This is a genomic window from Pseudomonas sp. FW305-96 (assembly GCF_058783825.1).
The window spans coordinates 13370-37914 of the sequence record NZ_JBYSYW010000020.1; the positions used below are offsets into that span (position 1 = coordinate 13370).

Annotated in this window: 21 protein-coding genes and 1 tRNA gene; 18 read left to right on the forward strand and 4 right to left on the reverse strand. The window is 63.3% G+C overall.

What is annotated here, in order from left to right; all coding sequences use genetic code 11:
* Positions 1–65: 65 nt before the first annotated feature.
* The 3 genes from AC3WL2_RS15985 to phhA are packed head-to-tail and all read right to left on the reverse strand — an operon-like array spanning position 66 to position 2442.
* Positions 66–1262, reverse strand: a complete 1197-nt coding sequence (locus tag AC3WL2_RS15985; RefSeq protein WP_173862433.1) for an amino acid aminotransferase — start codon at positions 1260–1262, stop codon at positions 66–68.
* Positions 1259–1615 (reverse strand): 4a-hydroxytetrahydrobiopterin dehydratase, encoded by a 357-nt coding sequence (locus tag AC3WL2_RS15990; RefSeq protein ID WP_102683097.1) that lies wholly within the window; start codon positions 1613–1615, stop codon positions 1259–1261. Before AC3WL2_RS15990 ends, AC3WL2_RS15985 begins: the two co-directional genes overlap by 4 nt.
* 38 nt (positions 1616–1653) lie before the next feature.
* A complete protein-coding gene (gene phhA, locus AC3WL2_RS15995; RefSeq protein WP_023628482.1) occupies positions 1654–2442 on the reverse strand; it encodes a phenylalanine 4-monooxygenase in 789 nt (262 codons plus the stop codon).
* Between the two features lie 255 nt (positions 2443–2697).
* Here phhA and AC3WL2_RS16000 point away from each other — a divergent pair, with 255 nt between their 5' ends.
* Entirely contained in the window at positions 2698–4257 is a 1560-nt protein-coding gene (locus AC3WL2_RS16000) for a sigma-54-dependent transcriptional regulator (RefSeq protein ID WP_102683096.1), read from the forward strand.
* 99 nt (positions 4258–4356) lie between these two features.
* Here AC3WL2_RS16000 and AC3WL2_RS16005 read toward each other — a convergent pair whose 3' ends face one another.
* A complete protein-coding gene (locus tag AC3WL2_RS16005; protein WP_023630669.1) occupies positions 4357–4611 on the reverse strand; it encodes a DUF2790 domain-containing protein in 255 nt (84 codons plus the stop codon).
* A 408-nt stretch (positions 4612–5019) separates the two neighbouring features.
* Here AC3WL2_RS16005 and acs point away from each other — a divergent pair, with 408 nt between their 5' ends.
* The 17 genes from acs (at position 5020) to AC3WL2_RS16090 (ending at position 24481) form a co-directional block, all read left to right on the forward strand.
* Complete coding sequence (gene acs / locus AC3WL2_RS16010; RefSeq protein ID WP_102683095.1) at positions 5020–6981, forward strand: acetate--CoA ligase; 1962 nt, start codon at positions 5020–5022, stop codon at positions 6979–6981.
* Between the two features lie 544 nt (positions 6982–7525).
* Positions 7526–8311 (forward strand): ABC transporter substrate-binding protein, encoded by a 786-nt coding sequence (locus tag AC3WL2_RS16015; RefSeq protein ID WP_050706738.1) that lies wholly within the window; start codon positions 7526–7528, stop codon positions 8309–8311.
* Between the two features lie 90 nt (positions 8312–8401).
* A complete protein-coding gene (locus AC3WL2_RS16020; protein ID WP_102683094.1) occupies positions 8402–9091 on the forward strand; it encodes an ABC transporter permease in 690 nt (229 codons plus the stop codon).
* Positions 9088–9786, forward strand: coding sequence for an ABC transporter permease (locus tag AC3WL2_RS16025; protein ID WP_102683093.1), 699 nt, complete (start codon positions 9088–9090; stop codon positions 9784–9786). The genes AC3WL2_RS16020 and AC3WL2_RS16025 overlap by 4 nt, the downstream gene beginning before the upstream one ends.
* Before the next feature lie 22 nt (positions 9787–9808).
* On the forward strand, positions 9809–10573 hold the full coding sequence (locus tag AC3WL2_RS16030; RefSeq protein ID WP_023630946.1) for an ABC transporter ATP-binding protein: 765 nt from the start codon (positions 9809–9811) through the stop codon (positions 10571–10573).
* Between the two features lie 102 nt (positions 10574–10675).
* The gene (gene argR / locus AC3WL2_RS16035) at positions 10676–11656 is read left to right on the forward strand and encodes a transcriptional regulator ArgR (protein WP_038706575.1); all 981 of its coding nucleotides are present in this window, start codon (positions 10676–10678) and stop codon (positions 11654–11656) included.
* Positions 11657–12086: 430 nt separating this feature from the next.
* Complete coding sequence (locus AC3WL2_RS16040; RefSeq protein ID WP_102683092.1) at positions 12087–13307, forward strand: aspartate aminotransferase family protein; 1221 nt, start codon at positions 12087–12089, stop codon at positions 13305–13307.
* A gap of 143 nt (positions 13308–13450) precedes the next feature.
* Positions 13451–14470: an arginine/ornithine succinyltransferase subunit alpha gene (aruF, locus tag AC3WL2_RS16045; protein ID WP_102683091.1), complete on the forward strand. Its 1020-nt coding sequence runs from the start codon at positions 13451–13453 to the stop codon at positions 14468–14470.
* 55 nt (positions 14471–14525) lie between these two features.
* Positions 14526–15554, forward strand: coding sequence for an arginine N-succinyltransferase (gene astA, locus AC3WL2_RS16050; RefSeq protein ID WP_102683090.1), 1029 nt, complete (start codon positions 14526–14528; stop codon positions 15552–15554).
* Positions 15555–17018, forward strand: coding sequence for a succinylglutamate-semialdehyde dehydrogenase (astD, locus tag AC3WL2_RS16055; protein WP_102683089.1), 1464 nt, complete (start codon positions 15555–15557; stop codon positions 17016–17018).
* Positions 17019–17041: 23 nt separating this feature from the next.
* Entirely contained in the window at positions 17042–18391 is a 1350-nt protein-coding gene (gene astB, locus AC3WL2_RS16060) for an N-succinylarginine dihydrolase (protein WP_102683088.1), read from the forward strand.
* Between the two features lie 14 nt (positions 18392–18405).
* Entirely contained in the window at positions 18406–18696 is a 291-nt protein-coding gene (locus AC3WL2_RS16065; protein ID WP_011534960.1) for a hypothetical protein, read from the forward strand.
* 10 nt (positions 18697–18706) lie between these two features.
* Entirely contained in the window at positions 18707–19714 is a 1008-nt protein-coding gene (gene astE / locus AC3WL2_RS16070; RefSeq protein ID WP_102683087.1) for a succinylglutamate desuccinylase, read from the forward strand.
* A gap of 303 nt (positions 19715–20017) precedes the next feature.
* Positions 20018–22642 (forward strand): alanine--tRNA ligase, encoded by a 2625-nt coding sequence (gene alaS, locus AC3WL2_RS16075; RefSeq protein ID WP_158247509.1) that lies wholly within the window; start codon positions 20018–20020, stop codon positions 22640–22642.
* Positions 22643–22725: 83 nt separating this feature from the next.
* Positions 22726–23961 (forward strand): aspartate kinase, encoded by a 1236-nt coding sequence (locus tag AC3WL2_RS16080; RefSeq protein ID WP_028691060.1) that lies wholly within the window; start codon positions 22726–22728, stop codon positions 23959–23961.
* 168 nt (positions 23962–24129) lie between these two features.
* Positions 24130–24318 (forward strand): carbon storage regulator CsrA, encoded by a 189-nt coding sequence (csrA, locus tag AC3WL2_RS16085; RefSeq protein ID WP_003254503.1) that lies wholly within the window; start codon positions 24130–24132, stop codon positions 24316–24318.
* 72 nt (positions 24319–24390) lie between these two features.
* Positions 24391–24481, forward strand: a tRNA-Ser gene (locus AC3WL2_RS16090).
* The last annotated feature ends 64 nt before the right edge of the window (positions 24482–24545 follow it).

Here is a 24545-nt window from a genome sequence, read left to right on the forward strand (position 1 = left end):
CCCCCCCCCCCCCCCCCCCCCCCCCCCCCCCCCCCCCCCCCCCCCCCCCCCCCCGCGGCCAGGTTTCAGCGACAGACGTCGGCGATGGCCGCTGCCAGCTGCTCCAGGCGCTTGGCATCTGCACCGGCGATGTTCGCCCGGCCGGTACCGACCATGTACACGCTGTGCCGCTCACGCAGCAGGCGCACTTGCTCGGGGTTCAGGCCGGTGTAGGAGAACATTCCACGTTGCGCGGCGATGTGCGCGAAGCGCTCGGCCAGGCCATGGGGCTCCAGCGCTTTCACCAGGCCGACGCGAAGCTCGGCGATGCGCTGGCGCATGGCGTTCACTTCCTCGATCCACAACGCCTTGAGTGCCGGGTCCCCGAGGATCTCGGCGACCACCGCCGCGCCATGGTCTGGCGGTGTCGACCACAGGTTGCGCGCAATGAAGGCCAGCTGGCTGCGCACATCCTGCAGTTTCTCGGCGTCGTGGCTGCACACCAGCAGGGCACCGGTGCGCTCACGGTACAGACCAAAGTTTTTCGAGCAGGAGTTGGTGATCAGCAGTTCCGGCAGTTCGGCGGCGAACAGGCGCACTGCCCAGGCGTCCTCTTCCAGACCGTCACCGAAGCCCTGGTAGGCAAAGTCGATCAATGGCAGCAGGTTGCGCCGCTTGACGATGTCGAGCACCGCGCGCCAGTCGTCCTGGCCCAGGTCGAAGCCGGTGGGGTTGTGGCAGCAGGCGTGCAGTAACACCACGTCGCCTTGCGGTGCCCGTTCCAGTGCGGCGAGCATGCCGTCGACGTTCAGGCGGTTGTCCGCGCCCACGTAGGGGTAGTGCGACACCTTGAGCCCGGCGCCGGCGAAGATCGTCTCGTGGATCGGCCAGGTCGGGTCGCTCAGCCAGATACCGCGGCCCGGCAGACAATGGGCGATGAACTCTGCCGCCAGGCGCAGGGCACCCGTGCCGCCAGGGGTCTGGGTGGCACCAGCGCGTTGGCTTTTGAGCAGCGTGCAATTGCTGCCCAGCACCAGCTCGCTGACCAGGCGCGTGAACGCTGCATCACCATGGCCGCCGACATAGCTCTTGGTGGCCTGCCGCTCGACCAGGCGCTGCTCGGCCTGCTTGACCGCAGCCGGAATCGGCGTGAGCCCTTGGGCGTCCTTGAATACGCCGACCCCCAGGTCGAACTTGGCCGGATTGCTGTCGCGGGCGTAGGCCTCCATCAGCCCCAGGATCGGGTCGCCAGGGACCCGACCGATGGCCGAGAAGTGCATCACTTGCGCCCTTCAGCAGTTTTGGCGACCTCGTCGGTGCGCGCGCACATGATGAAGTCGTTGCGGTGCAGGCCTTTGATCGAGTGGCTCCACCAGGTCACGGTGACCTTGCCCCACTCGGTCAGCAGGCCAGGGTGGTGGCCTTCGGCTTCGGCGATTTCGCCGATGGCGTTGGTGAAGGCCAGGGCGTGCTTGAAATTCTTGAACAGGAATACGCGCTCGAGCTCCATGTGGCCGTCGCGGGTTTCGATGTTCCAGTCCGGGATCAGTCGGATCAGTTTCGGCAGTTCCTCGTCGGTGACTTTCGGCGCATCGGCGCGGCAGGCTTCGCAGTGGGCTTGGTTCAAGGCATTCATGGGTGCTTTCCGGTTTGAGTTGTTATCGACAAGGGCGCTCAGGCAGCGACCTTGGGTGGAAACTTCGGTGCGTGCAGGCCCAGCTGCATGGCCTGGTGGACCATGGCCATGATGTCTTCGTGGGCCAGGTCGAACAGACGCTTCATGTTCGGCAGGACGAAGTACAGGGGCTGCAGGATATCGATGCGATAGGGCGTGCGCATGGCTTCGATCGGGTCGAAGGCCTGGTGCTCCGGTTCGCTGGACAGGCTATAGACAGTTTCTTTCGGCGAGGAGAGGATGCCGCCGCCGTAGATCTTGCGGCCTTGCGCGGTCTCCATCAGGCCGAACTCGATGGTCATCCAGTACAGGCGTGCCAGGTAGACGCGCTGTTCCTTGGTCGCCGCCAGGCCGAGCTTGCCATAGGTGTGGGTGAATTCGGCGAAGAACGGGTTGGTCAGCAGTGGGCAGTGGCCGAAGATCTCGTGGAAGATGTCGGGCTCCTGCAGGTAGTCCAGCTCTTCCGGGGTGCGGATGAAGGTGGCGACCGGGAAGCGTTTGCTGGCCAGCAGTTCGAAGAAGGTCTGGAAGGGGATCAGCGCGGGGACGCGGGCGACTTGCCAGCCGGTGGTGGCGCCAAGCACCTTGTTGACTTCGCCCAGCTGCGGGATGCGGTCATGGGGCAGCTTGAGCTGGTCGATGCCGTCCAGGTATTCCTGGCATGCCCGGCCTTCGATCACTTTCAACTGACGAGTGATCAGGGTGTTCCACACCGCGTGCTCTTGCTGCGGGTAGTCGATAAAGCCATGCGCATCGGGCTCGCGTGCCACGTATTGCGTCTGTTTCATGTGGCTCTCCTGGTGAGGGCGTTCTTGTTATGTTCAGGACATACCTTAGGAATATCCCTACAAACGAGGTTTTGCACCGGGGTGAGGGCCGATCCTGCGTATCCGTTTATCTTCTGTTCGTAACGATAATTTTACAAAATCAGCGTCATCCCGGAAAATCACGGACATCGAGCTGGGCAGATGGCTATTTTTGTCAGCTTATCTTTACGACTTTTCCGTGGCGCGAGCAAAAACTCGGCCGCTTAGAGAACCTTTATGCGCATCAAAGTGCATTGCCAGAACCGCATCGGCATATTGCGGGACATCCTCAACCTGCTGGTGGAGTACGGGATCAACGTGTTGCGCGGCGAAGTGGGAGGTGACCATGGCAACGCCATCTACCTGCACTGCCCGAACCTGATCAACCTGCAGTTCCAGGCCCTGCGGCCCAAATTCGAGTCGATCGCCGGGGTGTTCGGGGTCAAGCGTGTCGGCCTGATGCCCAGCGAGCGCCGGCACATGGAGCTCAATGCGCTGCTGGGGGCGCTGGACTTCCCGGTGCTGTCGATCGACATGGGCGGCAGCATCGTCGCCGCCAATCGCGGCGCGGCGCAGCTGCTCGGTGTCAGGGTCGACGAAGTACCGGGCATTCCGCTGTCGCGCTATGTCGAGGACTTCGACCTGCCGGAGCTGATACGGGCCAACAAATCGCGGATCAACGGCCTGCGGATCAAGGTCAAGGGCGATGTGTTCCTGGCCGATATCGCACCGCTGCAGTCCGAGCATGACGACAGTGAAGCCCTGGCCGGCGCGGTAATCACCCTGCACCGCGCGGACCGTATCGGTGAGCGCATCTACAACGTGCGCAAGCAGGAGTTGCGTGGGTTCGACAGCATCTTCCAGAGTTCACGGGTAATGGCCGCCGTGGTACGCGAGGCGCGGCGCATGGCACCGTTGGATGCACCGCTGCTGATCGAGGGCGAGACCGGTACCGGCAAGGAGCTGCTGGCGCGGGCCTGTCACCTGGCCAGCCCGCGTGGCCAGGCGCCGCTGATGGCGCTCAACTGCGCCGGCCTGCCCGAGTCGATGGCCGAGACCGAGCTGTTCGGCTATGGGCCGGGAGCGTTCGAGGGGGCGCGGGCCGAGGGCAAGCTGGGGCTGCTGGAGCTGACGGCCGGCGGCACGTTGTTCCTCGATGGGGTGGGGGAGATGAGCCCGCGCTTGCAGGTCAAATTGCTGCGCTTTCTGCAGGATGGCTGTTTCCGTCGGGTCGGCAGCGACGAAGAGGTGTACCTGGATGTACGGGTGATCTGCGCGACCCAGGTCGACCTTTCCGAACTGTGCGCCCGGGGCGAGTTCCGCCAGGACCTCTACCACCGTCTCAACGTGCTGTCGTTGCACATCCCGCCGCTGCGCGAATGCATGGACGGCCTGGAAGGGCTGGTGCAGCACTTCCTCGACCAGGCCAGCCGGCAGATCGGCTGCCCGCTGCCGCGCCTGGCGCCGACGGCAATGGAGAAGCTCGGCCAGTATCATTGGCCGGGCAATGTGCGCCAGTTGGAGAACGTGTTGTTCCAGGCGGTATCGCTGTGCGAAGGCGGGGTGGTGAAGAGCGAACATATCCGCTTGCCGGATTATGGCGCGCGCCAACCGTTGGGCGAGTTTTCCCTGGATGGCGATCTTTCGCAGATTGTCGGGCGGTTTGAAAGGGCGGTATTGGAAAGTTTGATGAGTGAATTTCCAAGTAGCCGGGCGCTGGGGAAAAGATTGGGCGTTTCCCATACGACCATTGCCAACAAGTTGCGGGATTATTCCTTGAACAAGTCGGTGGAGTAATCTGGAAGTTTATCGAGGTTGAAATTGATCGCAGGGCAAGCCCGCTCCCACGAATGCAAAAGTGGTGGGAGGGGCTTGCCTCGCGATAAGCCTATGGCCTCAGCCGTTGGAGCAACCGTTGCCCATCACGCGGTATTCGAGAATGTGCTTCTGGCCCTGGGAGTCCTCATAGGTCATGCGCGCAGGCACCACTTCGCAGACGTTCGGCACTTCGCTCATGGAGATGACGCGGGCGATGTCCAGGTGCTGCGAATAACTGTACTGTTCAACCGGAATCTGCTCGACATCTTTTGCTTCGCCGGCCAGTGCCGCGCCGCAAAAACCGCCAAGTACCAATACCAGTAAAGCTTTCATTTTCAATTTACCTGTCTAAGGTCGTGAGGGGGGCGCGCGGCGCTTGTGGCGCCGCGAGTGCAACTAAGTTTCAACTATCAGGATGAGGTGCGGATTAACGTTGCCTTCGTGGGGGCTGTTTCCAAGTTAATCGCTTTGCCGTTGCTGGCGAGGTGAATTCTAGGAGGGTGGCCAGGGCTGAAACAGAGCGGGTTTTGATAAAGTCTTTTGACAGAATCTGTAACAATCCCTGGCAAAGCGCTGCCTTTTTCCGTCTGCGATGGCTGGATGCCATGCACTAGAGCGGTCGCTGCACATTCGTGGATTGACGGTCCGTCGCGTTACTACCAACGTCGAATGGTCTTTGTCGCTCTGGTACAGTTACAAACGCTTCCATACAAAAACAACTATTACACCGAGGTAACACAGATGAGTGCGGCTCCACTGTATCCCGTTCGTCCCGAGGTTGCGGCCAGTACCCTGACCGACGAGGCCACCTACAAGGCCATGTACCAGCAATCGGTGATCAACCCGGACGGCTTCTGGCGTGAGCAGGCCCAGCGTCTGGACTGGATCAAGCCCTTCACCAAGGTCAAGCAGACCTCGTTCGACGACCACCATGTCGATATCAAATGGTTTGCCGACGGCACTCTGAACGTCTCCTACAACTGCCTGGACCGCCACCTCGAAGAGCGCGGCGACCAGTTGGCGATCATCTGGGAGGGCGACGACCCTTCCGAGCATCGCAACATCACCTACCGTGAGCTCCACGAGCAGGTCTGCAAATTCGCCAATGCCCTGCGTGGCCAGGACGTGCACCGCGGTGACGTGGTCACCATCTACATGCCGATGATCCCCGAGGCCGTGGTCGCCATGCTGGCCTGCGCGCGCATTGGCGCGATTCATTCGGTGGTGTTCGGCGGCTTCTCGCCCGAGGCACTGGCCGGTCGCATCATCGACTGCAAGTCCAAGGTGGTGATCACCGCCGACGAAGGCCTGCGTGGTGGCCGTCGTACCCCGCTCAAGGCCAACGTCGACCTGGCCTTGACCAACCCTGAAACCAGCAGCGTGCAAAAGATCATCGTGTGCAAGCGCACCGGTGGCGACATCGCCTGGCACCAGCACCGCGACATCTGGTACGAAGACCTGATGAAGGTCGCCTCCAGCCACTGCGCGCCGAAAGAAATGGGTGCCGAGGAGGCATTGTTCATCCTCTATACCTCTGGATCCACCGGCAAGCCCAAGGGTGTGCTGCACACTACCGGTGGCTACCTGGTGTATGCCGCGCTGACCCACGAGCGCGTGTTCGACTACCGTCCGGGCGAAGTGTACTGGTGCACCGCCGACGTGGGTTGGGTCACCGGCCACAGCTACATCGTCTATGGTCCGCTGGCCAATGGCGCGACCACGCTGCTGTTCGAAGGCGTGCCGAACTACCCGGATATCACCCGCGTGTCGAAGATCGTCGACAAGCACAAGGTCAACATCCTCTATACCGCGCCGACCGCCATCCGCGCCATGATGGCCGAGGGCGAGGCGGCGGTCGCCGGCGCCGATGGCTCCAGCCTGCGCCTGCTGGGCTCGGTGGGCGAGCCGATCAACCCTGAAGCCTGGAACTGGTACTACAAGACTGTCGGCAAGGAGCGTTGCCCGATCGTCGACACCTGGTGGCAGACCGAGACCGGCGGTATCCTCATCAGCCCGCTGCCGGGCGCCACGGGGCTCAAACCGGGTTCGGCAACCCGTCCGTTCTTCGGCGTGGTACCGGCGCTGGTGGACAACCTGGGCAACCTGATCGACGGCGCCGCCGAGGGCAACCTGGTGATCCTCGATTCCTGGCCGGGCCAGTCGCGTTCGCTGTACGGTGACCACGACCGCTTCGTCGACACCTACTTCAAGACCTTCCGTGGCATGTACTTCACCGGTGACGGTGCCCGTCGCGACGAGGATGGCTACTACTGGATCACCGGTCGCGTGGACGACGTGCTCAACGTTTCTGGCCATCGCATGGGCACCGCCGAGATCGAGAGCGCGATGGTGGCGCATCCGAAGGTCGCCGAGGCTGCAGTGGTGGGCGTGCCGCACGACATCAAGGGGCAGGGCATCTATGTCTATGTCACCCTCAATGCCGGTGAGGAGTCGAGTGAGCAGCTGCGCCTCGAGCTGAAGAACTGGGTGCGCAAGGAGATCGGCCCGATCGCTTCGCCGGATGTGATCCAGTGGGCGCCGGGGCTGCCCAAGACTCGCTCGGGCAAGATCATGCGCCGCATCCTGCGCAAGATTGCCACTGGCGAGTACGACGCGCTGGGTGATATCTCCACCCTGGCTGATCCAGGGGTGGTGCAGCACCTGATCGACACCCACAAGGCGATGAGCCTGGCCACCGCCTGAGTAGAGCCATCGCGGCAAGCTCGCCCCTGAATGTCGTGGGAGTGGGCCCCGCAATGAGGCCGCTAGCAAAACCCCGCCCGACACCCGGCGGGGTTTTTGCTTTACTGATGCAAACTGTTACTCCGACATTCATCGGTAACCGTCGCTGTCACCGATTTCGCCCAAATGCGGGGCTTGTGGAAACATCTGTGTGCCAAATGAGTGCATTCTGTGAGCATTTCATGCGGTGGCGCACGCTGCACTTGCCGGAATACAAGGCTTTGCCAATAATGGGCCCGCTTATTGCTTTGGGTATAGGTTATTTTTCTTTTGCTCTTGCATATCGCGCAGGAGCTGTCAATATCGCCCGCCGCGGTTCCTGGCGCTTCTGTAATTAGTTGTCGCTTTGAAGAAATATCGACCACCGGGCTGTCGCTAGAATGCCACTCACTCGCTCGTGGTCTGCGACCTTGGTCGAAACCTGCGCGGCTCGCGCTGTACCCATTCGCATATCGGGCAGCCGTTACAACTGCCTTGTATTGCCCCGTACCGATGGAGTTACCTGATGAAGAAGCTCGCACTGCTTGGCGCCCTGGCGCTTTCCGTGTTTTCCCTGGTATCGCAGGCCGATGAGAAGCCGTTGAAGATCGGTATCGAGGCCGCCTACCCACCCTTCGCCTTCAAGCAGCCCGATGGCAGCCTCGCCGGCTTCGACTACGACATCGGCAACGCCCTGTGCGAACAGATGAAAGCCAAGTGCACCTGGGTCGAGCAGGAGTTCGACGGCCTGATCCCGGCACTGAAAGTGCGCAAGATCGACGCCATCCTGTCGTCCATGTCGATCACCGACGACCGCAAGAAGTCGGTCGACTTCACCAAGCGCTACTACCTGACCCCAGCGCGCCTGGTGATGAAGGAAGGTACCGCCGTCAGCGACAGCCTGGCTGAGCTCAAGGGCAAGAAGATCGGCGTGCAGCGCGGTTCGATCCACGACCGTTTCGCCAAGGAAGTCCTGGCCCCGCAAGGCGCCACCGTGGTGCCCTACGGTACCCAGAACGAAATCTACCTGGACGTCGCCGCCGGCCGCCTGGACGGCACCGTGGCCGACGCCACCCTGCTCGAGGACGGCTTCCTGAAGACCGATGCTGGCAAGGGCTTTGCCTTCGTCGGGCCGGCCTTCACCGACACCAAGTACTTCGGTGATGGCGTCGGTATCGCCGTGCGCAAGGGCGACACCGCCAACGCCGAGCGCATCAACGCCGCCATCGACGCGATCCGCGCCAACGGCAAATACAAAGAGATCGAGAAGAAGTACTTCAACTTCGACATCTACGGTCCAGACTCGAAGTAACCATCGAGTTTCACCTGTGCAATGGTGCAAACAGCAGAATCTCTGAGGTTTGCACCATTTTTCATTCCCAAGCCCTGAGGAATCCGAATCATGTTGAAAGGCTATGGGGCAGTCATCCTCGACGGGGCGTGGCTGACGCTGCAGCTCGCCTTGTCGTCGATGGCCCTGGCCATCGTCCTCGGCCTGATCGGCGTGGCGCTGCGTTTGTCGCCGGTGCGCTGGTTGGCCTGGCTGGGGGACCTGTACTCCACGGTGATCCGTGGCATCCCTGACCTGGTTTTGATCCTGCTGATCTTCTATGGCGGCCAGGACATCATCAACCGGGTGGCGCCGCTGCTCGGCTATGACGACTATATTGACCTCAATCCCCTGGTCGCCGGCATCGGCACGCTGGGCTTCATCTTTGGCGCGTACCTGTCGGAAACCTTCCGCGGTGCCTTCCTCGGCATCCCCAAGGGCCAGGCAGAGGCGGGCGCGGCCTATGGCATGAGCGGGGTCCAGGTGTTCTTCCGCATCATGGTGCCGCAGATGATCCGCCTGGCGATCCCGGGCTTCACCAACAACTGGCTGGTGCTGACCAAGGCGACCGCGCTGATTTCGGTGGTCGGCCTGCAGGACATGATGTTCAAGGCCAAGCAGGCGGCGGACGCCACCCGCGAACCCTTCACCTTCTTCCTTGCGGTGGCGGCGTTGTACCTGGTGCTGACCAGTGTCTCGCTGCTGGCGCTGAAGTATCTCGAGAAGCGCTACTCGGTGGGCGTCAAGGCGGTTGAGCTATGATCTTCGACTACAACGTCATCTGGGAAGCCATGCCGCTGTACCTGGGCGGTCTGCTGACCACCCTCAAGCTGCTGGCGTTGTCGCTGCTGTTCGGCTTGCTGGCGGCCATCCCACTGGGCTTGATGCGCGTCTCGAAACAGCCGCTGGTGAACATGAGCGCCTGGCTTTACACCTACGTGATCCGCGGCACGCCGATGCTGGTGCAGCTGTTCCTGATCTACTACGGCCTGGCCCAGTTCGAGGCGGTGCGCGAGAGCTTCCTGTGGCCGTGGCTGTCCAGCGCGACCTTCTGCGCCTGTCTGGCCTTCGCCGTCAATACCAGCGCCTACACCGCCGAGATCATCGCCGGTAGCCTCAAGGCCACGCCCCACGGCGAGATCGAGGCGGCCAAGGCCATCGGCATGTCGCGCATGAAGATGTACCGCCGCATCCTGCTGCCGTCCGCGCTGCGCCGGGCGCTGCCGCAGTACAGCAACGAAGTGATCATGATGCTGCAGACCACCAGCCTGGCGTCGATCGTCACCCTGATCGACATCACCGGTGCCGCGCGCACGGTCAACGCCCAGTACTACCTGCCTTTCGAGGCCTACATCACGGCGGGCGTGTTCTACCTGTGCCTGACCTTCATCCTCGTGCGCCTGTTCAAGATGGCCGAACGCCGCTGGCTCGGTTACCTGGCGCCGCGCAAGCACTGACCGCTCTGTGAGATCCGACAGTATGTACAAACTCCAAATCCAAGACCTGCACAAGCGCTACGGCAGCCATGAGGTGCTCAAGGGCGTCTCCCTCGAAGCCAAGGCAGGCGACGTGATCAGCATCATCGGCTCCAGCGGTTCGGGCAAATCGACCTTCCTGCGTTGCATCAACCTGCTCGAGCAGCCGCACGCGGGCAAGATCCTGCTCAACAACGAAGAGCTCAAGCTGGTTGCCGGCAAGGACGGCGCGCTCAAGGCCGCCGATCCGAAACAGCTGCAACGCATGCGTTCGCGCCTGTCGATGGTGTTCCAGCACTTCAACCTGTGGTCGCACATGACTGCTCTGGAAAACGTCATCGAGGCGCCGGTGCACGTGCTGGGCGTCAACAAGAAGGAAGCGCTGGAGAAGGCCGAGCACTACCTGGCCAAGGTCGGTGTGTCCCACCGCAAGGACGCTTTCCCCGGGCACATGTCCGGTGGCGAGCAGCAGCGTGTGGCCATTGCCCGCGCCCTGGCCATGGAGCCGGAGGTGATGCTGTTCGACGAGCCGACTTCGGCGCTGGATCCGGAACTGGTGGGCGATGTGCTCAAGGTCATGCAATCGCTGGCCCAGGAAGGCCGCACCATGGTGGTGGTCACCCACGAGATGGGCTTTGCCCGCGAGGTCTCCAACCAGCTGGTGTTCCTGCACAAGGGCCTGGTGGAAGAGCGGGGCTGCCCGCGTGAAGTGCTGGTCAATCCACAGTCGGAGCGCCTCAAGCAGTTCCTTTCCGGCAGCCTGAAGTAAAGGCTGCACTTTTGCACCATGATGGGGCATGCTGCGCAACGCACGCAGCATGCCCCGGCGCCACAAGCGCGACCCTCCTTTTCAGGTTTCGGACCACGCCCTATGACCACCCAGCGAATCGGATTTCTCATCTGGCCCAGCACCAAGCCGCTGACCCTGGCGTTGGCCGAAGAGGTGTTGCAGGTGGCCCAGCGGGTGCATCCGGACGTGGTCTACACAATGTCCTTCCTGCAGGCCGAGGCCGGGCAGGAGGGTGCCTGGCGCCTGCCGGGCGAAGCGTGGGCCGGACGCCTGGAGGGCTATCACAAACTGTTCCTGCTGGCTGATGAGCCGCCGGCGGCGATCGGTTCGGCATTGTCCGCCGCGCTCAAGCAGTTGGCGCGCAGCGGTTGCATGATCGGCGGCTTGTCGGCCGGGGTTTATCCGCTGGCGGCGCTGGGCCTGCTCGACGGCTACCGCGCCGCGGTGCATTGGCGCTGGCAGGATGATTTTGCCGAGCGCTTCCCCAAGGTGATCGCCACCAGCCATCTGTTCGACTGGGATCGCGATCGCCTGACTGCCTGCGGCGGCATGGCGGTGACCGACCTGCTGCTGGCGGTGCTGGCCCGGGACCATGGGGCGGAGCTGGCCGGCGCGGTGTCGGAAGAGCTGGTGGTCGAGCGCATTCGCGAGGGTGGCGAGCGCCAGCGCATCCCGCTGCAGAACCGCCTTGGCTCCAGCCACCCCAAGCTCACCCAGGCGGTGCTGCTGATGGAGGCCAACATCGAAGAGCCGCTGACCACCGACGAGATCGCCCAGCATGTGTGCGTGTCCCGCCGCCAGCTGGAGCGGATCTTCAAGCAGTATCTCAATCGCGTGCCCAGCCAATACTACCTGGAGTTGCGCCTGAACAAGGCGCGGCAGATGCTGATGCAGACCAGCAAGTCGATCATCCAGATCGGCCTGTCCTGCGGGTTCTCCTCCGGGCCGCATTTCTCCAGCGCGTATCGCAATTTCTTTGGTGCCACGCCGCGCGAAGACCGTAACCAGCGACGTAACAGCAGCCCGTTCGAGCTGAGTTCGGCGCCGGCCGAGCGCGGCTGAGATTTCATTGGGGCTGCTTCGCAGCCCATCGCCGGCAAGCCGGCTCCCACCGGTGCGTGTAGGTTTTGGGGGTGATGTGTTCGGGTGTGACCTTATCGCTGGTAACCCAGCACTCATACGGATGGCACCTGGCTTAAGGGTGGCGCGGTCGGGGTGGGAGCCGGCTTGCCGGCGATGGGCGCGCAGCGGCCCTTTCTTCTGAAGTGAACAACCGTTCTCCCAATTTGCGCTGCCATCTCCCCGCGACCTTGTCCTGCCGTTACACTGCGCGATTGCGACACTGTTTGTCGCATTGCCGAAAACCGCGTGAAAACTCGGTTTGGCGCTGTAACAAGTTGTCGCCTGGCAGCAAGGACAGGCGCCGATCAGTCCTTACAATCCCTTCATCGCTCGCCACTTCCAGGCCAGCGTTCCTCTTCAGGAGACTCAGATGTCCGTTGAGCAAGCCCCGGTGCAACGTGCCGATTTCGACCAGGTCATGGTCCCCAACTACTCCCCGGCGGCCTTCATTCCTGTGCGAGGCGAGGGCTCCCGAGTATGGGACCAGTCCGGGCGCGAGCTGATCGACTTTGCTGGCGGCATCGCGGTCAACGCCCTGGGTCACTGCCATCCGGCGCTGGTCAAGGCGCTGACCGAGCAGGCCAATACCCTCTGGCATGTCTCCAACGTGTTCACCAACGAGCCGGCTCTGCGCCTGGCGCACAAGCTGGTGGACGCGACCTTTGCCGAGCGCGCGTTCTTCTGCAACTCCGGCGCCGAAGCCAATGAGGCCGCCTTCAAGCTTGCCCGCCGTGTCGCTCATGACCGCTTCGGTCCCGAGAAGCACGAAATCATCGCCACTGTGAACAGCTTCCACGGTCGCACCCTGTTCACCGTCAGCGTCGGTGGCCAGCCCAAGTACTCCGACGGCTTCGGGCCGAAGATCACCGGCATCAGCCATGTGCCGTACAACGACCTGGAAGCGTTGAAGGCGCAGATTTCCGACAAGACCTGCGCCGTGGTCATCGAGCCGATCCAGGGCGAGAGCGGCGTGGTTCCGGCCGACAAGGCCTACCTGGAAGGCGCGCGCAAGCTGTGCGACGAACACAGCGCGCTGCTGATCTTTGATGAAGTGCAGACCGGCGTCGGCCGCACCGGCTCGCTGTATGCCTATCAGCACTACGGCGTCACCCCGGATATTCTGACCAGCGCCAAGAGCCTGGGCGGTGGCTTCCCGATCGGTGCCATGCTGACCACCAGCGACCTGGCCAAGCACCTGGCCGTCGGCACCCACGGCACCACCTACGGCGGCAACCCGCTGGCCTGTGCCGTCGCCTGCGCCGTGCTCGATGTGGTCAACACCCCGGAAACCCTGGCGGGTATCAAGACCAAGCACGAACGCTTCAAGACCCGCCTGGAGAAGATCGGCCAGGAAACCGGCCTGTTCACCCTGGTGCGCGGCGTCGGCCTGCTGATCGGCTGCGTGCTCAGTGACGCCTGGAAGGGCAAGGCCAAGGACATCCTCAACGCCGCCGAGAAGGAAGGCGTGATGGTCCTGCAGGCAGGTCCCGATGTCGTGCGCTTCGCTCCGAGCCTGGTGGTCGAGGACAGCGATATCGATGAAGGCCTGGAGCGCTTCGAGCGCGCTGTGCGCAAACTGACCCAGGGCTGATCCTGCGGTGCTGCTGTCGCCGGCCTCGAGCGAGGCCGGTGATACCTGATTCCAGTGCGGGCACCTGCTTGCAGGTAGTGGCGCGTGCCCACCGTTTTTTCGTGCCGAGGTGATCGGCCCGCTTTCCCGAAAGGAGTGACACCATGCTGGTGATGCGCCCTGCGCAAATGGCTGATCTGAACGAAGTGCAGCGCATGGCTGCCGACAGCCCCATTGGTGTCACCTCGCTGCCGGACGACGCTGGGCGTCTGGGCGACAAGATCGCCGCGTCGGAAACCTCTTTCGCCGCTGAGGTCAGCTTCAACGGTGAGGAGAGTTACTTCTTCGTGCTCGAGGACAGCGCCACCGGCAAGCTGGTCGGCTGCTCGGCCATCGTCGCCTCGGCCGGCTACTCCGAGCCGTTCTACAGCTTCCGCAATGAGACCTTCGTGCACGCCTCCCGCGAGCTGAAGATCCACAACAAGATCCACGTCCTGTCGCTGTGCCACGACCTCACCGGCAACAGCCTGCTGACCAGCTTCTACGTGGTGCCGGAGCTGGTGACCAGCGCCTTCGCCGAGCTCAACTCGCGTGGCCGCCTGCTGTTCATGGCCTCGCACCCGGAGCGCTTCGCCGAGTCGGTGGTGACCGAGATCGTCGGCTACAGCGACGAGCAGGGCGAGTCACCGTTCTGGGACGCCATCGGCCGCAACTTCTTCGACCTCAACTACGCCGACGCCGAGCGCCTGTGTGGCCTGAAGAGCCGCACCTTCCTCGCCGAACTGATGCCGCACTATCCGATCTACGTGCCGCTGCTGGCCGACGAGGCACAGGAGGCCATGGGCCAGGTGCACCCGCGGGCGCAGATCACCTTCGACATCCTCATGCGCGAAGGCTTCGAGACCGAGCACTACATCGACATCTTCGACGGCGGCCCGACCCTGCACGCCCGCGCCTCGGGCATCCGCTCCATCGCCCAGAGCCGGGTGGTGCCGGTCAAGCTCGACGAGTCGCCGGTCAAGGGCGGCCGTCCGTACCTGGTGTGCAACGGCCAGTTGCAGGATTACCGCGCCGTGCTGCTGGAACTGGACTGGGTTCCGGGCAAGCCGGTCAACCTCAGCGGCGAAGCCGCCGAGGCCCTGGGTGTCGGCGAGGGCGCCAGCGTGCGCCTGGTCGCGGTCTGAAACGCCGCAACAGAGAGTTTCGCGGCAGGCTCAGACCGCCGCACAAGGAGATAGCATGATCGTTCGTCCTGTACGCAGCAGCGATTTACCCGCGCTGATCGAGTTGGCTCGCAGCACCGGCACCACCGGGCTGACCACCCTGCCTGCCAACGAGGATCGCCTCGGCCAGCGGGTCGGCTGGGCGGAAAAGAGCTTCCGCGGCGAAGCCGAGCGCGGCGACACCGACTACTTGTTCGTGCTGGAGAACGACGAGGGCCTGGTGGTCGGCATCAGCGCCATCGCCGGCGCCGTCGGCCTGCGCGAGCCCTGGTACAACTACCGGGTCGGCCTGACCGTCAGTGCCTCCCAGGAATTGAACATCTACCGCGAGATTCCCACGCTGTTCCTGGCCAATGACCTGACCGGCAACTCCGAGTTGTGTTCGCTGTTCCTGCGCAGCGATTACCGCAGCGGGCTCAATGGGCGTCTGCTGTCCAAGGCGCGCATGCTGTTCATCGCCGAGTTCCCGCAGCTGTTCGGCAACAAGATCATCGCCGAGATGCGCGGCATGTCCGATGAAGTAGGTCGTTCGCCATTCTGGGAAAGCCTGGGCCGGCACTTCTTCAAGATGGAGTTCAGCCAGGCCGATTACCTCACCGGCGTGGGCAACAAGTCGTTCATCGCCGAGCTGATGCCCAAGTTCCCGCTGTACACCTGCTTCCTCTCGGAAGCGGCGCGCAACGTCATCGGCCGCGTGCACACCGACACCGAGCCGGCGCTGGCCATGCTCAAGCGCGAAGGCTTCAACTACCAGGGCTACGTCGACATCTTCGACGCAGGCCCCGCCATCGAGTGCGAGACCTCGAAGATCCGCGCCGTGCGTGACAGCGAGACCCTGGTGCTGGCCGTTGGTACGCCAGGCGACGACGCCACCCCTTTCATCATCCACAACCGCAAGCGCGAAGACTGCCGCATCACGGCCGCGCCGGCGCGCCTGGCCGCAGGCACCCTGGTGGTCGATCCGCAGACCGCCAAGCGCCTGCGCCTGGGCGCCGGCGACAACGTGCGCGCCGTGCCACTGTCCGCCGGTCGGGAGGCCCAGTAAATGAATACGCATTACATTGCCGGCCAATGGCTGGCTGGCCAGGGCGAAGCCCTGCAGTCGCTCAACCCCGTCACCCAGGCGGTGATCTGGCAAGGGCAGGGCGCCGATGCTGCACAGGTAGACAATGCCGTGCAGGCTGCCCGTCAGGCGTTCCCCGGCTGGGCGTCGCTGAGCCTGGATGCGCGTATTGGCGTGCTGGAGGCCTTCGCCGAGAAGCTCAAGGCCAATGCCGAGGCGCTGTCGCGCTGCATTGGCGAAGAAACCGGCAAGCCGCTATGGGAATCGGCCACCGAAGTGACCAGCATGGTCAACAAAGTCGCCATTTCGGTGCAGAGCTACCGTGAGCGTACCGGCGAGAAGAGCGGCCCGCTGGCCGACGCCACTGCCGTGCTGCGCCACAAGCCCCATGGCGTGGTGGCGGTATTCGGCCCGTACAACTTCCCCGGCCACCTGCCCAACGGCCATATCGTTCCGGCGCTGCTGGCCGGCAACTGCGTGGTGTTCAAACCCAGTGAGCTGACCCCCAAGGTTGCCGAGCTGACGGTCCAGTGCTGGATCGAGGCCGGGTTGCCGGCTGGTGTGCTCAACCTGGTCCAGGGCGCCCGTGACACCGGCGTGGCGCTGGCCGCCAATCCGGGTATCGACGGCTTGTTCTTCACCGGTTCCAGCCGTACCGGCAACCTGCTGCACCAGCAGTTCGCCGGCCGCCCGGACAAGATTCTGGCCCTGGAGATGGGCGGCAACAACCCGCTGGTGGTTGACGAGGTCAAGGACCTGGATGCCGCGGTGTACACCATCATCCAGTCGGCCTTCATCTCCGCTGGCCAGCGTTGCACCTGTGCCCGCCGCCTGCTGGTGCCGCAGGGCGCTTGGGGTGACGCGCTGATCCAGCGCCTGGTCGAGGTGAGTCGCAGCATCAGTGTCGGTGCATTCGACCAGCAGCCCGCGCCCTTTATGGGGTCGGTGATTTCGCTGCAGGCGGCCCGCGCTCTGCTGGCGGCCCAGGCCGAACTGCTAGGCAAGGGCGCCGTGGCGTTGCTGGAGATGACCCAGCCGCAGGCTGACGCCGCCTTGCTTACCCCCGGCATCATCGATGTCACTGCGGTGGCCGGGCGCCCGGACGAGGAGTTCTTCGGCCCATTGCTGCAGGTGATCCGTTACACCGATTTCGATGCGGCAATCGAGGAGGCCAACAATACCCAGTACGGCCTGGCCGCTGGCCTGCTGTCGGACTCCAACGCCCGCTACCAGCACTTCTGGCTGCGCAGTCGCGCCGGCATCGTCAACTGGAACAAGCAACTGACCGGCGCCGCCAGCAGCGCGCCGTTCGGTGGTGTCGGTGCCAGTGGCAACCATCGCGCCAGCGCCTACTACGCGGCGGACTACTGCGCCTACCCCGTAGCTTCGCTGGAGACCGCGAATCTCGTACTGCCGGCAACCCTGACGCCGGGCGTCACCCTATAACAACAGGTCTCGGAGCCTTGCCGATGAAATCCTTTGAAGTGAATTTTGATGGCCTGGTGGGGCCAACCCACAACTACGGCGGCCTGTCCTACGGCAACGTGGCCTCGCAGAGCAACAGCCAGCAGGGTTCCAACCCGCGCGAGGCGGCGCGCCAGGGCCTGGCGAAGATGAAGGCGCTGATGGAAATGGGCTTCAAGCAGGGCGTGCTGGCCCCGCAGGAGCGCCCGGATGTGGCCGCATTGCGCCGCCTGGGTTTCACCGGCAATGATGCCGAAGTGATCCAGCGTGCCGCCAAGGAAGCCATGCCCCTGCTGGTCGCCAGCTGCTCGGCGTCGAGCATGTGGGTGGCCAACGCCGCCACTGTCAGCCCTAGTGCCGACACTGCGGACGGTCGTGTGCACTTCACCGCCGCCAACCTGAACTGCAAGTACCATCGCAGCATCGAGCACCCGACCACCAGCCGGGTGCTGGGCGCCATGTTCAACGATGACAAGCACTTCGCTCATCACCAGGCCTTGCCGGCCGTGGCGCAGTTCGGTGACGAAGGCGCGGCCAACCATACGCGGTTCTGCCGTGCCTATGGCGAAGCGGGTGTCGAGTTCTTCGTCTACGGCCGTAGCGCCTTCGACAGCCGCTACCCCGCGCCGCAGAAGTACCCGGCGCGCCAGACTCTGGAGGCTTCCCAGGCTGTCGCCCGCCTGCATGGGTTGAGCGCTGACGGCGTGGTCTACGCTCAACAGAACCCGGCAGTGATCGACCAGGGCGTGTTCCACAACGACGTGATCTCGGTAGGCAACGGCGAGGTGCTGTTCTACCACGAGGACGCCTTCCTCGAGACCGATGCGGTGCTTGGCCAACTGCAGGCTAAACTGGCCAGCAAGGGTGGCCGCTTCCAGGGTATCTGCGTGCCGCGCGCGGCGGTGACGGTGGAGGACGCGGTGCGTTCCTATCTGTTCAACAGTCAGTTGCTCAGCCGCGAAGACGGCTCGATGCTGTTGGTGGTGCCGGAAGAGTGCCGCAACAACGAGCGCGTCTGGGCGTATCTGGGGCAACTGACCAGCCAGGGCGGCCCGGTGACGGAGGTCAAGGTGTTCGACCTCAAGCAGAGCATGCAGAACGGCGGTGGCCCGGCTTGCCTGCGCTTGCGCGTGGCGTTGAAGGAAAACGAACTGGCGGCGGTCAACCAAGGCGTTATCATGACCGCCCCGCTGTACGACACCCTGGTGCAATGGGTCGACAAGCACTACCGCGATCGCCTCGGCGAGGCGGACCTGGCCGACCCGCAGTTGCTGGTGGAATGCCGCACGGCACTGGATGAACTGACCCAGATCCTCAAGCTGGGTTCGGTCTATCCGTTCCAACGCCAACCTTGAAGAGAGAAATTGCAATGTCCGACGCCCTGCGCCTGATCCTGGAAGATGAAGACGGCACCCAGCTGGAAACCTCGTGCACCCGTTTTGCCGTGGTCTGGCAAGGCAAGGAAGTGTGGATCCAGCAGGACGGCCGCGGCCAGCTGCTGATCGGCGTCGATGTCGAGGAAGACGACACCGAGTACGCTAACCTGCTGCTGCGCCCGATGGCCACCAACCTGGTCAGCCTGCAACTGGAAATGGAACCGGCCGATGTCGCCGGTGACGACGACCACGTCCATGGCCCGGACTGCGGCCACCACCACTAAGGAAGCGCCTATGCTCGCCCTTGGCAAACTGCTTGAGCTGACCCTGACCGATCACGAACCGGCCGAGAAGACCCAAGTGACCACCCGGGGCGTGCGTTTGCGCTGGCTGGGGGAGGGTGCGCTGGAAGTGCGCCCGCCCGAAGGTGAGGATTGCGGGCTCGACCTGCTGCTGTCGGCCGGTATCCATGGCAACGAGACAGCGCCGATCGAGTTGCTCGAAAGGCTGCTGCACGGCGTGGCCAACGGCAAGATCAAGCCGCGTGCGCGGGTGCTGTTCCTGTTCGGCAACCCGGCGGCGATCCGCAAGGGTGAGCGCTTCATCGAGCAGGACATCAACCGCCTGTTCAATGGCCGGCATGAACTCTCCAGTGGCTTCGAGGCGCTGCGCGCCGCGGAGCTGGAGCAGTTTGCCCGGGTGTTCTTCAGCAAGCCCGAACGCACCCGCCTGCACTACGACCTGCATACCGCCATTCGTGGGTCCAAGATCGAGCAGTTCGCGCTGTACCCCTACAAGGAGGGGCGCCTGCACTCCCGTCGAGAGCTGGCGCGTCTGGCGGCGGCCGGCATGGAGGCGGTGCTGCTGCAGAGCAAGTCGTCGATCACCTTCAGTGCCTTCACCTATGAGCAGCTCGATGCCGAAGCCTTTACCCTGGAGCTCGGCAAGGCACGGCCGTTCGGGCAGAACGAGGAGGTCAACCTCGACAGGCTCGAAGCGCGTCTGATCCAGCTCATCGAGGATACCGAGCCACAGATCGAGCAGTCCCTGGATGGCCTCAAGCTGTTCAGCGTCGCCCGCGAGATCATCAAGCACAGCGACAGTTTCCGCCTGCACCTGCCGGCGGACATCGAGAACTTCTCCGAGCTGAAAAAGGGCGATCTGCTGGCCGAGGACCTGGCCGAGACGCGTTGGGTGGTGGAGGAGGAGGGCGCACGAATCATCTTCCCCAACCCCAAGGTGAAGAACGGGCTGCGCGCCGGCATTCTGATCGTCCCGGATTCGGGGCAACGCCTGGCCTGATTCCCGTAGGCGCGGGGCAAGCCCGCGCCTGCAATTTTGGATCCCTTCGGTGATGAAATTCTTTTAATTCACCAACCTGTTAATTTTCCCTGTCCCGGGACCGTAATTGGCTTGCCAGTAGCGAAACGCTGGCGATAGCATCGCGGTCATGCCGTTTTCAATTGCTTTAGCCCTGCAAGCCGTCCAATCGACGGTTTCTATCGCATAAACACACTGCACCGAGACTGCAGGACCGATATAATGCGGCCCTTTGCCGTCGTTTCGTCGATTCGACGTGTGGCCGCCGTTTCCGTGGAAGAACCTATGAAAAGCGCAGAAATCCGTGAAGCCTTCCTCCGCTTCTTCGAAGAGCAGGGACATACTCGCGTTGCCTCCAGCTCCCTGATCCCGGGCAATGACCCGACCCTGCTGTTCACCAACGCCGGCATGAACCAGTTCAAGGACTGCTTCCTCGGCCAGGAAAAGCGCGCCTACACCCGCGCCGTGAGCAGCCAGAAGTGCGTGCGCGCCGGTGGCAAGCACAACGACCTGGAAAACGTCGGCTACACCGCCCGCCACCATACGTTCTTCGAGATGCTGGGCAACTTCAGCTTCGGCGACTATTTCAAGCGCGATGCCATCACCTTCGCCTGGACCTTCCTGACCTCGGACAAGTGGCTGAACCTGCCCAAGGAAAAGCTGTGGGTCACCGTCTACGCCAGCGACGACGAAGCCTACGACATCTGGACCAAGGAAGTCGGCGTCCCCGCCGAGCGCATGGTGCGCATCGGCGACAACAAGGGCGCCCCATACGCTTCCGACAATTTCTGGACCATGGGCGATACCGGCCCGTGCGGCCCGTGCACCGAGATCTTCTACGACCACGGCGCTGATATCTGGGGCGGCCCACCCGGCTCGCCGGAAGAAGACGGCGATCGCTACATCGAGATCTGGAACAACGTCTTCATGCAGTTCAACCGCACCGCCGATGGTGTGCTGCACCCGCTGCCCGCCCCGTCGGTAGATACTGGCATGGGCCTGGAACGCATCAGTGCGGTGATGCAGCACGTGCACTCGAACTACGAGATCGACCTGTTCCAGAGCCTGCTGGCCGCCGCCGCCGAAGCCATCGGCTGCAGCAACGACGACCAACCGTCGCTGAAGGTGGTCGCCGACCATATCCGCTCCTGCGGCTTCCTGATTGCCGACGGTGTGTTGCCGTCCAACGAAGGCCGTGGCTACGTGCTGCGCCGCATCATTCGCCGCGCCTGCCGCCACGGCAACAAGCTGGGCGCCAAGGGCAGCTTCTTCCACAAGATCGTCGCCGCTCTGGTCGCCGAGATGGGCGAAGCTTTCGCTGAGCTGAAGAGCCAGCAGGCACACATCGAGCGCGTGCTCAAGACCGAGGAAGAGCAGTTCGCCAAGACCCTCGAGCAGGGCCTGCGCATCCTCGAGCAGGACCTGGCCCAACTGCGGGGCAAGGTCGTCCCGGGCGACGTGGTGTTCAAGCTGTACGACACCTACGGCTTCCCCATGGACCTCACCGCCGACATCGCCCGCGAGCGCGAGCTGACCATCGACGAAGCCGGCTTCGAGCGTGAAATGGAAGCCCAGCGCGAGCGTGCCCGTTCCGCCAGCGCCTTCGGCATGGACTACAACAGCCTGGTCAAGGTCGACACCGCCACCGACTTCCTCGGCTACGACACCACCGAAGGGCAGGGCAAGATCGTCGCCCTGTACAAGGATGGCCAGTCGGTCGACCAGTTGGGCGAAGGCGAGGAGGGTGTGGTCGTGCTCGACCGCACGCCGTTCTATGCCGAGTCTGGCGGCCAGGTCGGCGACAGCGGCTACCTGCAGGCCGGCGCCGCGCGCTTCGACGTGCGCGATACCACCAAGACCGGTGGTGCTTTCCTGCACCACGGCGTGGTCGCCAGCGGTGCTTTGGTCATCGGCTCGCCGGTCGAGGCCAAGGTCGATGCCGAGGTGCAGCACGCCACCTCGCTGAACCACTCGGCCACTCACCTGTTGCACGAAGCGTTGCGCCAGGTGCTGGGCGATCACGTGCAGCAGAAGGGCTCGCTGGTCGACAGCCAGCGCCTGCGTTTCGACTTCAGCCACTTCGAGGCGGTCAAGCCAGAGCAGATCAAGGCCCTGGAAGACATCGTCAACCGCGAAGTGCGCAGGAACACCCCGGTCGAGACCGAGCTGACCGATATCGAAACTGCCAAGGCCAAGGGCGCCATGGCGCTGTTCGGTGAGAAATATGGCGACACCGTGCGCGTGCTGAGCATGGGCGGTGATTTCTCCGTCGAGCTGTGCGGCGGCATCCATGCCAAGCGCACTGGCGATATCAGCCTGTTCAAGATTGTCAGCGAAGGCGGCGTGGCCTCTGGCGTGCGCCGTATCGAAGCGGTCACCGGCGCCGCGGCGCTGGCCTACCTGAACGCTGCCGAAGAGCAGGTCAAGGAAGCCGCGCAGCTGGTCAAGGGCAACCGCGACAACCTGATCGACAAGCTGTCGGCTGTGCTCGAGCGCAACCGCCAGCTGGAAAAGCAGCTCGAGCAGCTGCAGGCCAAGGCCGCCAGCGCCGCCGGGGACGATCTCTCCAACGCGGCCGTTGAGGTCAAGGGTGCCAAGGTCCTCGCCGCCCGCCTGGATGGGCAGGATGGCAAGGCCCTGCTGGCGCTCGTCGATCAGCTGAAGAACAAGCTCGGCCATGCAGTGATCCTGCTGGGCAGTGAGCATGAGGGCAAGGTCGTGCTGGTGGCTGGCGTGACCAAGGACCTCTCCAGCCAACTCAAGGCTGGCGATCTGATGAAACAAGCCGCTGCGGCGGTCGGTGGCAAGGGCGGTGGTCGCCCTGACATGGCCCAAGGTGGTGGCGTCGACGTCGCCGCGCTGGACAAGGCCCTGGCCCTGGCAGTGCCGTTCGCCGAGCAGGGACTTTGAGATGAGGCGGCCGGTGGTCTATTCGCCGGCCGTTTCATGTTGGATTGTTTTTTGGGGCCCTTTAGGGCTGAGGCACCTTTGAAATGGCGTTGATCGTACAGAAATTTGGCGGTACCTCTGTCGGTTCCATCGAGCGGATCGAGCAGGTTGCCGACAAGGTCAAGAAATTCCGCGAGCAAGGCACCGACCTGGTGGTCGTGCTGTCGGCGATGAGCGGGGAAACCAATCGCCTGATCGACCTGGCGAAGCAGATCACCGACAAGCCCGAACCCCGCGAGCTGGACGTGATCGTCTCGACCGGCGAGCAGGTCACCATCGCCCTGCTGTCCATGGCCCTGATGAAGCGCGGCGTGCCGGCGGTGTCCTACACCGGCAACCAGGTGCGCATCCTCACCGACAGCGCCCACAACAAGGCGCGCATCCTGCAGATCGACGACCAGAAGATCCGCGCCGACCTCAAGGCCGGCCGTGTCGTGGTGGTCGCCGGCTTCCAGGGTGTCGATGAGCACGGCAACATCACCACCCTCGGTCGTGGCGGTTCCGACACCACCGGCGTGGCCCTGGCGGCGGCCCTGAAGGCCGACGAGTGCCAGATCTACACCGATGTCGACGGCGTCTACACCACCGACCCGCGTGTCGTGCCCCAGGCCCAGCGCCTGGAGAAGATCACCTTCGAGGAGATGCTGGAAATGGCCAGCCTCGGCTCCAAGGTGCTGCAGATCCGCTCGGTGGAGTTCGCCGGCAAGTACAACGTCCCGCTGCGCGTGCTGCACAGCTTCAAGGAGGGTCCGGGTACCCTCATTACCATCGATGAAGAGGAATCCATGGAACAGCCGATCATTTCCGGTATCGCCTTCAACCGTGATGAGGCCAAGCTGACCATTCGTGGCGTCCCGGACACCCCAGGCGTTGCCTTCAAGATCCTCGGCCCGATCAGCGCCGCGAACATCGAAGTCGACATGATCGTGCAGAACGTCTCGCACGATAACACCACCGACTTCACCTTCACCGTGCACCGCAACGAGTACGAGAAGGCGCTGAGCGTGCTGGAGAACACCGCCCGCGAAATTGGCGCGCGTGAAGTGATCGGCGACACCAAGATTGCCAAGGTATCGATCGTCGGCGTCGGCATGCGTTCCCACGCAGGCGTTGCCAGCCGCATGTTCGAGGCCCTGGCCAAGGAGAGCATCAACATCCAGATGATCTCCACCTCCGAGATCAAGGTCTCGGTGGTGATCGAAGAGAAGTACCTGGAGCTGGCCGTACGCGCGCTGCACACCGCGTTCGAGCTTGATGCTCCCGCCCGACAGGGTGAGTAAGACGCTGCCTGGAGGGGCGCGGCTTGCCGCGCCCTTCGCGTTTCTGGCCGCTGCTGGTGTCCCTGTCCAGGCGCCTGTGGTGGTCGATTCGGGTCTGCGCCGTCGTCCCCGGCCAGGCCCTGCTTATCAAAGACTGTTGTCCCTGAAGATTCATGTGAGGAGAAAACTATGCTGATTCTGACTCGTCGGTGCGCCGAGAGCCTGATCATTGGTGACGGTGAGATCACCGTGACGGTCCTGGGTGTCAAAGGCAACCAGGTGCGTATCGGCGTGAGCGCGCCGAAAGAAGTGGCCGTTCACCGCGAGGAAATCTACCTGCGGATCAAGAAAGAGAAGGACGAGGAGCCAAGCCTTTAATTCTTTTGAAGTTTTTTTCAAAAAAAGGGTTGCAAACGAGGAAGGGTGTGTTTAATATTCGCCTCGTGTTGCGGTGAGGTGGCCGAGTGGCCGAAGGCGCTCCCCTGCTAAGGGAGTATACCTCATAAGGGTATCGGGGGTTCGAATCCCCCCTTCACCGCCATTATTCGCTCGGGTCGCTGTAAACGAGTAGAAACGTTTCGGTGACCCAGGCAGCAAGACACGGA

Bases quoted from the DNA above. Each gene is read 5' to 3' on its own strand.
- astD (WP_102683089.1), top strand. From the start codon at position 15,555: ATGAATACGCATTACATTGCCGGCCAATGGCTGGCTGGCCAGGGCGAA.
- astB (WP_102683088.1), top strand. From the start codon at position 17,042: ATGAAATCCTTTGAAGTGAATTTTGATGGCCTGGTGGGGCCAACCCAC.
- aruF (WP_102683091.1), top strand. From the start codon at position 13,451: ATGCTGGTGATGCGCCCTGCGCAAATGGCTGATCTGAACGAAGTGCAG.
- alaS (WP_158247509.1), top strand. From the start codon at position 20,018: ATGAAAAGCGCAGAAATCCGTGAAGCCTTCCTCCGCTTCTTCGAAGAG.
- astE (WP_102683087.1), top strand. From the start codon at position 18,707: ATGCTCGCCCTTGGCAAACTGCTTGAGCTGACCCTGACCGATCACGAA.
- AC3WL2_RS16020 (WP_102683094.1), top strand. From the start codon at position 8,402: ATGTTGAAAGGCTATGGGGCAGTCATCCTCGACGGGGCGTGGCTGACG.
- acs (WP_102683095.1), top strand. From the start codon at position 5,020: ATGAGTGCGGCTCCACTGTATCCCGTTCGTCCCGAGGTTGCGGCCAGT.
- astA (WP_102683090.1), top strand. From the start codon at position 14,526: ATGATCGTTCGTCCTGTACGCAGCAGCGATTTACCCGCGCTGATCGAG.
- AC3WL2_RS15990 (WP_102683097.1), bottom strand. From the start codon at position 1,615: ATGAATGCCTTGAACCAAGCCCACTGCGAAGCCTGCCGCGCCGATGCG.
- argR (WP_038706575.1), top strand. From the start codon at position 10,676: ATGACCACCCAGCGAATCGGATTTCTCATCTGGCCCAGCACCAAGCCG.
- csrA (WP_003254503.1), top strand. From the start codon at position 24,130: ATGCTGATTCTGACTCGTCGGTGCGCCGAGAGCCTGATCATTGGTGAC.
- AC3WL2_RS16080 (WP_028691060.1), top strand. From the start codon at position 22,726: ATGGCGTTGATCGTACAGAAATTTGGCGGTACCTCTGTCGGTTCCATC.
- AC3WL2_RS16030 (WP_023630946.1), top strand. From the start codon at position 9,809: ATGTACAAACTCCAAATCCAAGACCTGCACAAGCGCTACGGCAGCCAT.
- AC3WL2_RS16025 (WP_102683093.1), top strand. From the start codon at position 9,088: ATGATCTTCGACTACAACGTCATCTGGGAAGCCATGCCGCTGTACCTG.
- AC3WL2_RS16040 (WP_102683092.1), top strand. From the start codon at position 12,087: ATGTCCGTTGAGCAAGCCCCGGTGCAACGTGCCGATTTCGACCAGGTC.
- AC3WL2_RS16000 (WP_102683096.1), top strand. From the start codon at position 2,698: ATGCGCATCAAAGTGCATTGCCAGAACCGCATCGGCATATTGCGGGAC.
- AC3WL2_RS16015 (WP_050706738.1), top strand. From the start codon at position 7,526: ATGAAGAAGCTCGCACTGCTTGGCGCCCTGGCGCTTTCCGTGTTTTCC.
- phhA (WP_023628482.1), bottom strand. From the start codon at position 2,442: ATGAAACAGACGCAATACGTGGCACGCGAGCCCGATGCGCATGGCTTT.
- AC3WL2_RS16065 (WP_011534960.1), top strand. From the start codon at position 18,406: ATGTCCGACGCCCTGCGCCTGATCCTGGAAGATGAAGACGGCACCCAG.
- AC3WL2_RS16005 (WP_023630669.1), bottom strand. From the start codon at position 4,611: ATGAAAGCTTTACTGGTATTGGTACTTGGCGGTTTTTGCGGCGCGGCA.